This window comes from Gottschalkia purinilytica (assembly GCF_001190785.1).
GTDB classification, from domain to species: Bacteria; Bacillota; Clostridia; order Tissierellales; family Gottschalkiaceae; genus Gottschalkia_A; species Gottschalkia_A purinilytica.
The window spans coordinates 1-14432 of sequence record NZ_LGSS01000003.1 but is presented as its reverse complement, the minus strand read 5'-3'; the positions used below and the strand labels follow the sequence as shown (position 1 = coordinate 14432).

Here is a 14432-nt window from a genome sequence, read left to right as displayed (position 1 = left end):
AAAATAATGAAAGATGCAGATGAAAGAATAATTACAAGAGAAATAAGAGAAGAAGATATGGAAATAGAAACATCGTTGAGACCAAAAACTGTAGATGAATATATAGGTCAAGATAAAGCTAAAGAAAAACTAAAAATATTCATTGAAGCTGCTAGAAGAAGAAAAGAAGCTTTAGACCATGTATTACTTTATGGACCTCCAGGACTGGGAAAAACTACATTAGCAAATATAATTGCAAATGAAATGAATGTAGATATAAGAATTACATCTGGACCAGCTATAGAAAGACCTGGAGATTTAGCTGCTATTTTGACTAACTTAGCGGAAAATGATGTTTTATTTATAGATGAAATTCATAGACTCAATAGAAGTGTTGAAGAAGTTTTGTATCCAGCTATGGAAGACTATGCCTTAGATATTATTATAGGAAAGGGACCAAGTGCAAGATCCATAAGGCTAGATTTATCAAAATTTACACTTATAGGTGCTACAACTAGAGCAGGATTGCTTACGTCGCCTTTAAGAGATAGATTTGGAGTAATGTGTAGATTAGAGCTGTATGATGATGAAAGTCTTAAAGAAATAGTTGAGAGATCGGCTAAAATATTAAATATAGATATGGAAGAAAAGGGAGCTATAGAGATAGCTAGAAGATCAAGAGGAACTCCTCGTATAGCTAACAGACTTCTTAAAAGAGTGAGAGACTATGCACAAGTGGTTGAAGATGGAATAATAACAGAGAGTGTGGCAAAGAAAGCTTTGGAGCTTTTAGAAGTAGATGAGTTAGGACTAGATAGCACAGACAAAAAGATGATAACAACAATAATAGAAAAGTTCGGAGGAGGACCAGTTGGATTAGATACGTTAGCAGCATCTACAGGTGAAGAAAGTAATACAATTGAGGATGTGTATGAGCCTTATTTGTTACAACTAGGATTTTTAAATAGAACACCTAGAGGAAGAGTTGTTACAAAAAATTGTTATGACTATTTCGGAATAAAATATGAGGAAGATTAGTTCTTTAAGTCCTAAAAATAAAGGACTTTAAAATAAAAGATAGTATACTATATAATTATATAGTATCATGAAAATATCGTAAAAATATTTGTAGACAACTAAAGGAGGGAAAAGACTATGGAAATGTCTAAAAAATGGAAGATAACAACTTCCCTAGTATTGATATTATCCATATCCATAGGTTTGATATGGTACAATGTAAGGCCTGTTTATAGTGAAAACTATAGTTCTAAATATGTAAAAGTTAGACTTCAAAATCCTATAAAATCTAAAATCAGTGTAAACTTATCAAGTAGTAATGGTTTCTTAGTAGGAAAGATGGGGACAGGCTTTGAAAAGATACTTGATATATCACATAATTCAATAGTTGTTAAAAATGGAACTAATAGTACAAGTATAGTTATTCAAACGCCTCAAGGTGAGACACTATATACATTTAATTCATCAGATAATATTTATATAGGTACTCCAAGTGGAATAGTAAAAGTAGAAAGCTCTAACTATAGAGGTTACATAACTTTTAATAGAACAGCATCTGAATTGGTTGTCGTAAACTATTTGACATTAGATCAATATCTTTATGGAGTAGTTCCAAGAGAAATGTCACCTAGTTGGCATAAAGAAGCTTTAAAAGCTCAAGCTATATCTGCAAGAACTTTTGCCTTACTAAATCTAGGAAAGCATAGTGCCGAAGGATATAATTTATGTGATCAAACTCATTGCCAGGCTTATGCAGGATATGACAGAGAACATGTTAATAGTAATTCAGCAGTTAATGAAACTGTTAATCAAGTAATAAAATATAATGGAAAATTAGCAAGTGTTTATTTTTTTGCAAGTAGCGGAGGTCATACAGCTAGCAATGAGGATATATGGAACGGAACTCCAATACCTTATTTAAGAGGAATTAAGGATGATTTTTCTTTAGGAAGTCCTTATGATAACTGGACATATACCATAAGTAAAAATGATTTTAAGCAAAAACTAATAGCCAATGGATTAGATGTTGGTGACATAATATCTATAAGTATTACTAAAACATCAGCTCAAAGTGGTGGAAGAGTCATAGAGCTTAGTGTATCTGGAACAAAGGGTACTAAAGTGCTTTTAAGAGAAAAAATTAGAGCAGTTCTTGGATATAATAACATAAAGAGTACATTGTATACTGCGAAAATGGATGGACAAATTCAAAATGGAGTAGATACATATGCTACTATAGGAAGTAGTAATCAGTCATCAAAAATTAATTTAAAAGGTGCTACTGTAAGAAATTCGTTAGCAAGTAGCAATTTAAGTAGTAGTTTAAGCAATGTATGGGTTGCAAGCGGTTCGGGTACACAAAATGTACAGATTGCTTCAACTGGGACTACTGGTGATAATATAACATTTGAAGGAAAAGGTTGGGGTCATGGAATAGGTATGAGTCAATATGGAGCAAAGAAAATGGGAGAGATGGGATATAATTATAAGCAAATATTGGAACACTACTATAATGGTGCAAAAGTTGAGTAAAGGATGGTAACAATGAAGAAGGAAGATTTTTATTTTGAACTACCTGAAGATTTGATAGCCCAATATCCATTAGAAAATAGAGAAGAGTCAAGATTATTAGTATTAAATAAAGAAACTGGTGAAATAAATCATAAAGTTTTTAAAGAAATTATAGAGTATCTTGAAGAAGGCGATTGTCTCGTACTTAATAATACTAGAGTTATACCTGCTAGGATATTTGGACAAAGAGTAGATACTGGAAGTAGTATAGAATTCTTACTTTTAAAAAGAGTTGAGGGAGACATATGGGAAACTTTAGTTAAACCGGGTAAAAAGGCAAAAATAGGATCTGAAATAATCTTTGGAGATGGAGAGTTAAAAGCTAAAGTATTAGATATATTAGAGGGTGGTACTAGAGTTATAGAATTTTACTATGATGGTATATTTCAAGAAATTCTAGATAGACTAGGAGAAATGCCACTTCCTCCATATATAACGGCTAAGCTTGAAGATAAAGAGAGATACCAGACAGTATATTCTAAAGAAGAAGGATCTGCAGCTGCACCAACAGCAGGACTGCATTTTACTAAGGAGTTAATTCAAGAAATTTCAAAAAAAGGTGTAAAGATAGCTTATGTTACACTACATGTTGGACTAGGAACCTTTAGACCTGTAAAATCAGATAATATAGAAGATCATATAATGCATTCAGAGTACTTTGAAATAAGTGAAGATGCAGTTGAATTGATTAATTCAAGTAAAAAGAATGGAAAAAAAGTAATAGCTGTAGGAACAACATCTGTAAGAACTTTAGAATCTAGCGTAAATGAAGAAGGTAAGCTTATACCGAAATCAGGATGGACTGATATATTTATATATCCAGGATATGAATATAAAGTTATAGATAGACTAATTACTAACTTCCATTTACCAGAATCAACTCTTATAATGTTGGTAAGTGCTCTTGCAGGTAAAGAGAATACAATGAATGCATATGAGGTAGCTGTAAAAGAAAAATATAGATTTTTCAGCTTTGGAGATGCAATGTTTATAATTTAATTTAAAATACTTCTAGGGAAATTCTTTCCCTAGAAGTATTTTTATGTCTACATTCTATATTTTTAGATGGCTATGTTTTAAATGAATGTTGATATTTGATTAGTTTTTGAAAATCGGATTAACCATTTATAAATTATATATAGCGAATGCATAAACTTACAAGTAGTTGTGATTTAAGGTTAATTAAACATAAGGAGTGTTATAATGAAATTTTCAAATCCATTGATAGTTGTTTCGAATATGGAAAAGTCAAGCAATTTTACTATGAGGTACTTGGTTTAGAAGTTGTTGTTGATTTTGGCGCAAATGTAACTTTAACAGGTGGTATCGCATTGCAAACAAAAGATACTTGGTCAACTTTTATTCATAAACATGATAGTGAAATTATTTTTGGTGGAAATGTAGCAGAGTTATATTTTGAAGAAGATGATTTTGATGGTTTTATCCAAAAGATGAATTACATTGAGGGCATTAACTATGTACATCCTATGGTAAAACATTCTTGGGGACAGCGTGTTGTTCGTTTCTATGACCCTGATAATCATATTATTGAAGTTGGAGAAAATATGTTTATGGTTGTCAGACGATTTTTAAATAGTGGTCTATCAATTGAAGAAACTGCTATTAGAATGGATGTACCAATTGATTATGTGAAATCTTGTTTAGAGTAAATTATAAGCATAGCATGTTTACAATTTTGATGTTAGATGAATTAGGTAGAAAACGGACAAGTCTGAACTTGTCTGTTTTACTTATGATTACTTATCAACGATAGTTTAAAACATAGCCTTTTAGATAAATATTATTTTTCAAAGAAGCTTTAATAAATAAAAAACAATATATTACATGATAAATTAAGATAATAACTGAAGATAGGATCATGAAAATTTAAAGATAGCGAAAAATACTAACTTAAAAATAAACTGAACACAATATAGAAAAATTAACAAGTTGTTTTTATACAAAATTTATTATAGAATATATAGGTAAAATCCTCTAAGACCATTGAATATTCAATGGGACTGGTTCGAGAACTCCCAGTATAAAAAACTAAGGATTTACTTGTGCTGTATCCTTAGATACAGTTTTTTATTTTTTTGAAAAACTGTAGTGTTCTTAATATACAGTAAAGGAGACTGCAATGAAAAAGGCATCATCTTTAAAAATTGCTACAATAGGGTTAGGAGTAGCACTAAATATAATAGGAGCTTTTATCGCTTTAAATTTAAGGTTACCTATTCTGCTAGATTCTATAGGAACTATAATGGTTAGTTTTATAATTGGTCCTCTTTATGGAGTTACTACAGGATTATTGGGAAGTTTTGTGAGTGGTATTACCTTTGATATTTATTCTTTATATTTTGCACCAGTACAACTATTTGTAGGACTAATATCTGGATTACTCTATAAAAAAGGAATGTTCAAGGGCTTAAGAATACCTATAAGTGTCCTAATTATATCTATATTTTCATCTTTAATAGGTGCTGTCATAGCTGCATATGTATTTGATGGAGTAACATCATCAGGATCATCATATATAGTTGCTTTTTTAAAGAATATAGGAGTAAATAAAGTAGTATCTATATTTGTTGTTCAATTTTTGATTGACTATGCAGATAGATTTTTATCTTGCTTAGTAACATTAACGGCTGTAAGTTGTATTCCATACTCAATAAAAGAAAGGATTATAGAAGGGTAAAATGAATAGATATAGTGAAATAAAGGAGAAAAATAAAAGAGAAATACTTCTTTTAAAAGGACTTCCTTGTATATGGGGAAAATGTACTTTCTGTGATTATATTGATGATAATTCATCAAGAGAAGATGAAATTAATAAAATAAATTTTGAGGAAATTAAAAAAGTGACTGGAAAGTACAAAGTACTAGAAGTTATAAACTCTGGTAGTTGTTTTGAAATGCCAAAAGATACTCTTAATAAGATAAAAGAAAAAATAAAAGAAAAAGGTATAACAAAACTTTTTCTAGAAAGTCATTGGGCGTATAGATATAAGCTTGATGAAATGAGAGAGTTTTTTGGAATCCCAATTATATTTAAAACGGGAATAGAGACATTTGATAATTATTTTAGAAATAAAGTATTAAATAAAAATGCTAAGTTCGAAACATATGAAGATGTATTAAAGTATTTCGATTCTCCATGCATAATGGTAGGAATCAAGGGACAAACAAAAGATATGATAAAAAAAGATATGGATATAATAATAAATAAATTTTCTCATGCAACTGTTAATGTGTTTGTAGAAAACTCTACAGAGTTAAAAAGAGATGAAGAATTAATAAAATGGTTTGAAAAAGAATATGCTTTTTTAGAGGATTTAGAGCATATAGAAGTACTATTAAATAATACAGATTTTGGAGTTGGAGACTAAACATAAAATAATATAGGCAAAATTCTAAGTTTTAAATTTGAATTATATCTACAACGATATTTAAAGAATTTTGCCTGTTTTATGTTAAGCATCCGCTTTTAATAATTTTTTAGATTTAACTATTGCATTATATACAATTACGGTTAAAATGCAATTAACTAAAGCAGTTGGTAGTACGGCAGTGATAAATGCTGCTGTAAATGCTTTAGCTGGTAATCCACCTAACAGAATAAGACAACCTAAAAATACACTACCACTTATAATAGTTCCTATTGCTCCTGATATAACTAAAGAAACTTGTTTATTTAGAACTTTAAATAATAGTAAAATTATGAAGTATATCAAAATTGAAGTAACTATTTTATCTATAAAGTTTGGTATGTGCCCCCCTGGTGTTTTAGTCGTTAAAGAGGTAATTAATCCAGAAGCTATACCTGTCATTATTGCATTTTTGAAATCCATATTGATTGCTATTATTACGAATAGAACTGTTAATTGAATATCAAAAGTTATTCCTGCAAAGCCTGCTGGAGTTAATTGGTGAATAATAAAGCCTAGAGCTAAAAGTAATGCTGATAAAATATTTTTTCTTAACATTTATAAGTCCCCCTTTAATATATTAATTATTTTTTTCAACAAAAAAACCTTCCGCCCATAATAGGACGAAAGGTATATTTCCGTGGTGCCACCTAAATTAGATGATAAACATCTCACTTAAAAAGATACGGAAAAACAATATAAGTATTTTTCGATATCTTGTTCCTATAACGTGAAACACACGACTTTGGTTACTCTTATAAAATTTCACCTAGCTTCTCATAAATCCATTCAGTACATCATAATGTTTCAGGCTTTCACCATCCCTGAATCGCTTTGACACACAAATATACTTACTACTTTTAATCACAGAATTTATATATATTAGTTATTTTTATTAAATTCTACTATAATAAATTATAAAAATCAACATGAATTTTAAAAAATTGTATTATAACTTGTATTGTAGTAAAAAATAATATATGTTATACTTTATGTCGTTTAAAGAAAATAGATACTCTAATAGTAAAATTTTTTTATACAGGAAATTGAAAACTTAAGGAGGATAAAAATGGAGCCGGTTATAAAATATGAACTTATAAAAGAATGTAGTCAAACAAAAGCTAGACTTGGTAAAATATATACTCCTCATGGTGTGATAGAAACACCTATATTTATGCCAGTAGGGACAAGGGCTACAGTTAAGGCTATGACTCCAGAGGAGCTTAAAGATATAGGATCACAGATAATATTAGGAAATACATATCATTTATATCTAAGACCAGGACATGATCTCATAGCTGAAGCTGGCGGACTTCATAAGTTTATGAATTGGGATAAACCCATATTGACAGATAGTGGAGGATTTCAAGTATTTAGTTTAGGTGGATTGAGAAAAATAACAGAAGAAGGTGTTGAATTTAAATCTCATATTGATGGGTCAAAACACTTTATTACTCCAGAAAAGTCTATAGAGATACAAAATGCTCTAGGATCAGATATTATGATGGCTTTTGATGAGTGTGTTCCTTATCCCAAAGATTGGCACTATGTAAAGGAGTCTCTTGAAAGAACTACTAGATGGGCTAAAAGATGTAAGGATGCAAATAAGAATCCAGATAGGCAAGCTGTATTTGGAATAATTCAAGGTGGTATGTATAAAGATTTAAGAGAAGAAAGTGCAAGACAAATAATAGATTTAGACTTTCCAGGTTATGCTGTAGGTGGATTAAGTGTAGGAGAACCAGGAGATTTACTACTTGAGGTGTTAGATCATACAATGCCTTTTTTACCAAAAGATAAACCAAGATATTTTATGGGAGCAGGTAGTCCAGATTATTTAATAGAATTAGTTTTAAGAGGAATTGACATGGCTGACTGTGTACTTCCTACTAGAATTGCTAGAAATGGAACTGCATTAACTACTAGAGGAAAAGTGGTTGTTAGAAATGCTAAATATTCTAGAGATTTTACTGCACTAGATAATGAGTGTGATTGTTATACATGTAAAAATTATTCTAAAGCTTATATAAGACATTTATTTAATGTAGATGAAATACTTGGTGCAAGACTTACTACTATTCATAACTTACACTTCTTACTAAAGCTTATGGAAAATATAAGAGAAGCTATAAAAGAAGATAGATTATTGGAATTTAGAAGAGAATTTTATGATAAGTATGGGTATCCTAACTACATTGACAAACTAAAAGGATTTTAGTTAACAATGTAGAATAAATATAACTTATAAATTATAAATTAAGAAAGGGGCTGTAATTCATGGATTCTAGATTTTTAATTAATATGCTAATACCATTAGGTTTTTTAGTAGTATTCTACTTTGTTTTAATAAGACCTCAAAAGAAAAGAGAAAAAGAAATAAGAGATATGAGGAGCAATATTAAAGTAGGAGATGAAGTAATAACTATTGGTGGAATCTTTGGAAAAATAGTTAAAGTAAAAGATGATGAATTAACAATAGAAGTAGGATCAGATAAAACTAGATTCAATGTAGCTAAATGGGCTATAGGAAATGTTCAAAAATCAGAAAAGCAGGATACTGAAGGCAAATAAAAAAACTGTAAAAAGACTTCTTAAAAAAGTAAGAAGTCTTTTTTATTTTTTGACATTATTAATATATTAGATGCATAAATATTGAGTAAAAGTCTGTATTGGAGGTGAAGTCATGAGTTCACAAAAATTGAAAGGGAGCTCAACTTATATAGTAAATTTATCTAAGGCAGTTGGAATTAGTATCTCATTAACTCTATCTTTAATGATTATACAAACTCTAATAATGTCTTATACAAATTTATCTGAAAATATGGTACCAGTAACTAACTCTATAATAATGATAATTAGTATTGCAGTAGGTGCTATATACATATCTATAAAGATTAAACAAAAAGGTTGGTTAAACGGCGGAATTATTGGAATTTTGTATATAGTTATACTTGTATTATTAAACATTTTATTCATAGATGCTTTCACTTTTAACAAATATCTGGTATTAAAAACAGTAATTGGTTTGGTAACTGGAAGTGTAGGCGGCATAATAGGCGTTAACATAAAATAAGACTTTAATTTGAAAAAGCTTTATGTTATAATTCTGTATGGTATCTTGAAAAAGAAAACTTAATAAGGAGGCATACTATGAAGCATATAAAAACTTTGAACGGAAGTAGCTTAAAAAATATGATTGTTAACCGTGGATGTGGAGAATGTCAAACTTCATGTCAATCAGCTTGTAAAACTTCTTGCACAGTTGGGAATCAAAAGTGTGAAAATAAGTAGTTGTTACATAGAAAGTAGTGGGCAACCACTACTTTTTAATTTGGCCTCTATATTAATATAATAAATACATTATCATTTTGACAATTAATAAAGTGGGAGGATTTTTATGATAAAGATACACAAGTTTGAACTAAATAATAAAAAAATAGTTTTGGATATTAATAGTGGTTCTGTCCACGTAGTTGATGAACTAATATGGGATATAGTTGATTTGTATGAAAAAAATGAATTAGTAGATATAATTAAGCAGTTAGAGCATAAATACGAAGAAGATCAGATAAAAGAAGCTTGTGATGAAGTGAAAATTCTAGTTGAAAATGATTTATTATTTAGTGAACCAGCAAATATTGGAGAAATAAACTATAATAAGGAAAATATAGTAAAAGCACTTTGTTTACACGTTGCACATGACTGTAATTTAAAATGTAGTTATTGTTTTGCTTCTCAAGGAGACTTTAATGGAGAAAGACTTCATATGCCACTTAATGTAGGTAAAAAGGCATTAGAATTCTTAGTTGAAAACTCAGGAAATAGAAGAAATTTAGAAGTTGATTTTTTTGGTGGAGAGCCTCTAATGAATTTTGATGTAGTAAAAGATTTGGTGTCTTATGGTAGAGAGTTAGAAAATAAGCATAATAAAAACTTCAGATTTACTATAACTACAAATGGAATACTTTTAGACGAAGAAAAAGCAAAGTTTATAAATGAAAATATGGATAATGTGGTACTTAGTTTAGATGGTAGAAAAGAGACAAATGACAGAATGAGAGAAACTGTAAGTGGAAAAGGCAGTTTTGATGTTATTGTTCCTAAATTTTTAGATTTTGTAAAACTTAGAGGGGATAAATCTTATTATTTAAGAGGAACTTTTACAAGTCATAATCTAGATTTTTCAAAGGATGTTATGTTCTTAAATGAACTGGGATTTGATAGTGTTTCAGTAGAACCAGTTGTTGCTAGTCCAGAAAATGATTATGCACTTCTAGAGGAGCATCTAGATACAATTGTAAAAGAATATGAAGAGCTATCTAAAGAATATATAAAAGCTCATAAGAATGGTAAAGGATTTGATTTTTTTCATTTTATGATTGATTTAAGTCAAGGACCTTGTTTTATAAAGAGAGTAGTAGGATGCGGAGCTGGAGTTGAGTATTTAGCTGTAACTCCTGAAGGAGATTTATATCCTTGTCATCAATTTGTTGGAAATGAAGATTTTAAAATGGGTAACGTCTCTGATGGAATACAAAAAACTGAATTAAGAAATGAATTTAGACAAGCTAATGTGTTTTCAAAAGAGGAATGTAGTAGTTGTTGGGCGAAATTTTATTGTAGTGGAGGATGTCATGCTAATGCATATAACTTTAATAATGACATTAAGAATCCATATAAAATAGGTTGTGAAATGGAAAAGAAACGTATAGAATGTGCTATATCAATTACTGCTAATCTGAATCAGGGGGAATAATAGGATGTTATTAGAGTACCAAGAAGCAGCTCCAGAGATTCATGAGAGTTGCTTTGTAGCCAACAGCGCTGAAGTGATAGGTAAAGTAAAAATTGGAAAAAATACAAGCATATGGTATAATTGTGTTCTGAGAGGAGATGAGAACACAATAGTTATAGGAGAGTCTACTAATATACAGGATGGAACGGTCATTCATATTAGTAAGGATAATGAAACTATAATAGGGGACTATGTTACAGTAGGGCACAAAGCTATTGTACATGCTTGTAAAATAGGGGATAATGTTTTAATTGGTATGGGAGCTATAATATTAGATGGTGTAGAAATAGAAGATAATGTGTTAATAGGAGCTGGAAGTATAGTGACACCCGGTAAAAAAATACCGTCAGGTTCACTAGTATTAGGTTCACCAGCGAGAATTGTAAGAGATCTTACTGAAGAAGAAATAAAACAATTAAAACAATCCGCGCTAGATTATTGTATATATGCTGAAAAGCATAAAAAATAAATAGCAATTTAAAAAAGTAAAAGACTTTAAAAAGAGGGGGAAAAGATTTGAAAAAGAGAAATATGGTAATATTTATTTTAATTATTGCTATAGTTGGTAGTATTTCTTTTGGAGCTATAAATGGCGTAAAACTTGGAAAATACAAAATACCTCCTATAAAACAAAAAATTCAGTTGGGATTAGATTTAGCTGGAGGAGTATATGTAGTATTAGAAGCTCAAACTAAGGATACAGGAAAAGAATTAGAGAAAAAAATGGAACAAACTAAAGCAATAATAACACAAAGAGTAGATTCACTTGGGGTTGCAGAACCCAACATAGTTATAGAGGGTAAAAAAAGAATAAGAGTAGAACTAGCAGGTATTAAAAATTCACAAGAAGCTATTGACCTTATAGGAAAAACTGCTCAACTACAATTTGTTGATCCTCAAGGTAAAATAGTAGTAACAGGTAAAAATGTAAAAGAATCTGATGTTGGTTTTCAGCAAAGTGCAACAGGTAAAGAAGAACCAGTAGTATCTTTAAGATTTGATAAAGAAGGAGCTAAAAAGTTTGAAGAAGCTACAAAAGCTTTATCTCAAAAAACAGATCCTAAAGAGAAAGCTATATTTATAGTTGTAGATGATAAAGTAATATCAAGTCCTATTGTACAACAGCCTATAAGTGATGGTAAAGCAGTTATACAAGGAAGCTTTGATGTAAAATCGGCTACTGAACTAGCTAACTTAATAAGAGCTGGTGCTTTACCAGTAGAATTGAAACAAGTTCAAACATCTGTTATAGGACCTACACTAGGTTTGGAATCATTAGATAAAAGTATACTAGCTGGAGCTATAGGCCTATTAATAACATTTTTATTTATGATTGTAATGTATAGAGTTCCAGGTTTTATAGCTGATATTTGTCTAACTATATATATTCTCTTAACACTAAGTATAATGATTGGGTTAGATGTTAAGTTGACTTTACCTGGTATTGCAGGACTAATTCTTTCTATAGGAATGGCAGTAGATGCAAATATACTAATATTTGAAAGAATAAAAGAAGAGCTAAAATCAGGAAAATCTCTTAGAATGGCAGTAGATAGTGGATTTAAAAGAGCATTAACTTCCGTTATTGACTCTAATATAACTACCCTTATTGCAGGTACAGTATTATACTATCTTGGGACAGGTCCCATAAAAGGATTTGGAGTTACATTAATTATAGGATTGTGTACTTCTATGATAACTGCTGTATTTGTAACTAAGTTTCTATTGAAACTTACTGTAAATACTAGACTATCAAAGAATACCAAATTATTTGGTGCATAGGGGGTAGAAAGAATTGAATATAGTTAAAAATAGAAATATATTTTTTACATTATCTATATTATTTATAGTAGTTGGTATATTTATGGCAGCTTTTAAAGGACTTAACTATGGAATAGATTTTACAGGTGGTACACTAATTCAAATAGATTTAGAAAAGAAAGTTCCTACTGAGGATATAAGAAAAATAACAAATGAATTTGATAAGAATGCAAGTATAATACATGCAGGAGAAAATAAAAATCAAGTTATAATTAAAAGTAGCTTAAATCTTAATGATAAACAAACGAAGGAAATATTTAATAAGTTTAAAGAAAAATATAATTTAAAAGCTACTGAAGCTGATAAGGCTGAAAGCTTAGGCTCTGCTATAGGTTCAGAGATACAAAGAAATGCACTTATAGCTGTTATAGCTGCATCTATTGGTATATTGTTATATGTTACATTTAGATTTGAATTTAAATTTGGGTTATCAGCTGTTATATCATTAATACATGATGCATTGTTTATGTTTTCTTTTTACTCTATATTTAGATTACAAATAGACAGTACTTTTATAGCAGCTATATTAACTATAATAGGGTACTCTATAAACGATACCATAGTAATATTTGATAGAATAAGAGAAAACTCTAAAAATACTAAAAAAGAAAATTATGAAGAATTGATAAATAATAGTATAAAACAAACTTTAAGAAGAACAATGGCTACTTCATTCACGACACTAATATCTATAATGCTACTTTATATTATTGGAGTTGAAGCCATTAAAGGATTTGCTCTTCCTTTAGTAGTTGGTATTATAATAGGAACATATTCTTCTATATTCATAGCAAGTCCTATCTGGTATATATTAAAAACGAGAACAAATAGTAATAAGAATCTTAAACAAGCTTAAAAGCTGCCTTTATGGCAGCTTTTATTTTTTAACCTAAAATAAAATAGAAACAGTAACACAATTTATAAAGGGTTAATATACTGATAACAAGTAACACATAATTAAATAATATCTTTTAAAAAAGAAAGGAGAATATTCTTATGACATCTTATTACTATAATAGGCCAACAAGTTTTGGTAGTATAAAACACAAGAAACATGATTGTGACTTTGATAAACATGATTGCGACTGTCATAAACATGACTGCGATTGTAAAAAACATGACTGCGACTGTAAAAAACATGACTGTAAATGCTTTAGAGAACCAGATTGTAAACCTGAGAAAATTAAATTTAGATGTAGTACTCTTACAGGAGCAACTGGTATAGGTGTTATTGCTATAGGAGGATTAATTACTCCAACAACTATAGGAACTATATCAGTATCAGATTTATGTTGTTTTAAAAAACCATGTGTACAGCTAGAAATTTCAGCTATAATCACAATTGGTGTAGCTATTGCAGTTGGAACTACAATAACATTTAGAGTATTTAGACGTTGTGACAATCAAGATGAAGTAGAGATACAATCATTTAACTTACCTCAAGGAGTAGTTCTTGCTGTTGGGTCTTCAATCCCAGTTGCTTTTGTAGTTTGTGATTGTAATGCATGTCCTGCAAACTGCTGCACTTACAGAGTAACAGTAGAAGCTACAGCAGCGGTAGCAGTAGCATCAGCTATCAATGTTGGTCAAGGAGGAATCTCACTAATAGCAGGAAATGGATGTTAATAGAAAACTTAAGAATATATTTTGAATCTGATATTCTTAGAATTTCATAAGAAGAGACGTAGAATTGTATAGTCTCTATTGAAATTTTAAAAGAAAGGAGTAGAAGATATGTCAGATTATTATAACAACTACTACAGTACAGGTGACTCTTATTATGATTATATGAGACCTATATATAAAACATGGAATGGTAG

16 protein-coding genes, 1 riboswitch and 1 other annotated feature are annotated in these 14432 nt (G+C 29.7%); of the genes, 15 read left to right on the top strand and 1 reads right to left on the bottom strand.

Features of this window, described 5'->3' with window-relative positions:
* Positions 1-6: 6 nt before the first annotated feature.
* The 6 genes from ruvB (at position 7) to CLPU_RS03335 (ending at position 5957) form a co-directional block, all read left to right on the top strand.
* Complete coding sequence (gene ruvB, locus CLPU_RS03360) at positions 7-1017, top strand: Holliday junction branch migration DNA helicase RuvB (RefSeq protein ID WP_050354244.1); 1011 nt, start codon at positions 7-9, stop codon at positions 1015-1017.
* Positions 1018-1134: 117 nt separating this feature from the next.
* Complete coding sequence (locus tag CLPU_RS03355; protein WP_050354243.1) at positions 1135-2529, top strand: SpoIID/LytB domain-containing protein; 1395 nt, start codon at positions 1135-1137, stop codon at positions 2527-2529.
* A gap of 12 nt (positions 2530-2541) precedes the next feature.
* Entirely contained in the window at positions 2542-3567 is a 1026-nt protein-coding gene (gene queA / locus CLPU_RS03350; RefSeq protein WP_050354242.1) for a tRNA preQ1(34) S-adenosylmethionine ribosyltransferase-isomerase QueA, read from the top strand.
* A 146-nt stretch (positions 3568-3713) separates the two neighbouring features.
* The gene (locus CLPU_RS03345) at positions 3714-4238 is read left to right on the top strand and encodes a VOC family protein (protein ID WP_200898468.1); all 525 of its coding nucleotides are present in this window, start codon (positions 3714-3716) and stop codon (positions 4236-4238) included.
* A gap of 345 nt (positions 4239-4583) precedes the next feature.
* Positions 4584-4627, top strand: a riboswitch (PreQ1 riboswitch).
* Positions 4628-4708: 81 nt separating this feature from the next.
* Positions 4709-5266 (top strand): ECF transporter S component, encoded by a 558-nt coding sequence (locus CLPU_RS03340; protein ID WP_050354241.1) that lies wholly within the window; start codon positions 4709-4711, stop codon positions 5264-5266.
* A 1-nt stretch (position 5267) separates the two neighbouring features.
* Entirely contained in the window at positions 5268-5957 is a 690-nt protein-coding gene (locus CLPU_RS03335; protein ID WP_050354240.1) for a radical SAM protein, read from the top strand.
* An 84-nt stretch (positions 5958-6041) separates the two neighbouring features.
* Here CLPU_RS03335 and CLPU_RS03330 read toward each other — a convergent pair whose 3' ends face one another.
* Positions 6042-6554 carry a tryptophan transporter gene (locus tag CLPU_RS03330; RefSeq protein WP_050354239.1) on the bottom strand — a complete coding sequence of 171 codons (513 nt, stop codon included), beginning with the start codon at positions 6552-6554 and terminating at the stop codon, positions 6042-6044.
* Between the two features lie 58 nt (positions 6555-6612).
* Positions 6613-6873: a binding site (T-box leader), on the bottom strand.
* A 192-nt stretch (positions 6874-7065) separates the two neighbouring features.
* Between CLPU_RS03330 and tgt the strand changes: the two genes are divergently transcribed.
* The 9 genes from tgt (at position 7066) to CLPU_RS03290 (ending at position 14238) form a co-directional block, all read left to right on the top strand.
* Positions 7066-8214, top strand: coding sequence for a tRNA guanosine(34) transglycosylase Tgt (gene tgt / locus CLPU_RS03325; protein ID WP_050354238.1), 1149 nt, complete (start codon positions 7066-7068; stop codon positions 8212-8214).
* A gap of 59 nt (positions 8215-8273) precedes the next feature.
* Positions 8274-8567: a preprotein translocase subunit YajC gene (yajC, locus tag CLPU_RS03320; RefSeq protein WP_050354237.1), complete on the top strand. Its 294-nt coding sequence runs from the start codon at positions 8274-8276 to the stop codon at positions 8565-8567.
* Positions 8568-8679: 112 nt separating this feature from the next.
* Positions 8680-9069: a TIGR04086 family membrane protein gene (locus CLPU_RS03315; RefSeq protein WP_050354236.1), complete on the top strand. Its 390-nt coding sequence runs from the start codon at positions 8680-8682 to the stop codon at positions 9067-9069.
* A gap of 77 nt (positions 9070-9146) precedes the next feature.
* Positions 9147-9287 carry a six-cysteine ranthipeptide SCIFF gene (gene scfA, locus CLPU_RS16520; RefSeq protein WP_082154051.1) on the top strand — a complete coding sequence of 47 codons (141 nt, stop codon included), beginning with the start codon at positions 9147-9149 and terminating at the stop codon, positions 9285-9287.
* 106 nt (positions 9288-9393) lie between these two features.
* Positions 9394-10752, top strand: coding sequence for a thioether cross-link-forming SCIFF peptide maturase (scfB, locus tag CLPU_RS03310; protein ID WP_050354235.1), 1359 nt, complete (start codon positions 9394-9396; stop codon positions 10750-10752).
* A gap of 4 nt (positions 10753-10756) precedes the next feature.
* Positions 10757-11260 carry a gamma carbonic anhydrase family protein gene (locus tag CLPU_RS03305; RefSeq protein ID WP_050354234.1) on the top strand — a complete coding sequence of 168 codons (504 nt, stop codon included), beginning with the start codon at positions 10757-10759 and terminating at the stop codon, positions 11258-11260.
* Positions 11261-11307: 47 nt separating this feature from the next.
* Complete coding sequence (gene secD, locus CLPU_RS17605; RefSeq protein ID WP_235436095.1) at positions 11308-12573, top strand: protein translocase subunit SecD; 1266 nt, start codon at positions 11308-11310, stop codon at positions 12571-12573.
* Between the two features lie 13 nt (positions 12574-12586).
* A complete protein-coding gene (secF, locus tag CLPU_RS17600; RefSeq protein WP_050354233.1) occupies positions 12587-13468 on the top strand; it encodes a protein translocase subunit SecF in 882 nt (293 codons plus the stop codon).
* A gap of 140 nt (positions 13469-13608) precedes the next feature.
* Entirely contained in the window at positions 13609-14238 is a 630-nt protein-coding gene (locus CLPU_RS03290; RefSeq protein WP_050354232.1) for a DUF4489 domain-containing protein, read from the top strand.
* Positions 14239-14432 lie beyond the last annotated feature (194 nt).